1 pseudogene is annotated in these 368 nt (G+C 75.8%); it reads left to right on the forward strand.

The annotated features are described in order from the left end of the window. Positions 1-368: pseudogene (locus tag VTU_RS29375) on the forward strand (TolC family protein); the annotation flags it as partial.

A 368-nucleotide genomic window follows, 5' to 3' on the forward strand; every position in this document is an offset into this window, starting at 1 on the left:
CGCGCAGGCCAAGGCCGGCCGGGGCTTCAACGAGCAGTTGGGCCACGTTGCCAGCACTGCGCAGGCGGGGCTGGCGACCAACTGGGAACTGGATCTGTTTGGCGCCAACGCCGCCGCCGAGACCGCGGCCGGGCAGCGGCTCGCCGGTGCGCAGGCGCTGTGGCACGAGGCGCGTGTGAGCGTGGCCGCCGAAGTGGCGCAGCAGACCAGCAGCCTGCGCAGCTGTCTGGAGCAATTCGACCTGGCCGAGCGCGACGCCCATTCGCGGGCCGAGACCGAGCGCCTGTCGGCGCTGAGCGAGCGCGCCGGCTTCACGGCGCCCGCCACGGCCGCGCTGGCGCGCGCCAGCGCCGCGCAGGCGCAGGCGC

The organism is Verminephrobacter aporrectodeae subsp. tuberculatae At4 (assembly GCF_000193225.1).
GTDB classification, from domain to species: Bacteria; Pseudomonadota; Gammaproteobacteria; order Burkholderiales; family Burkholderiaceae_C; genus Acidovorax; species Acidovorax aporrectodeae.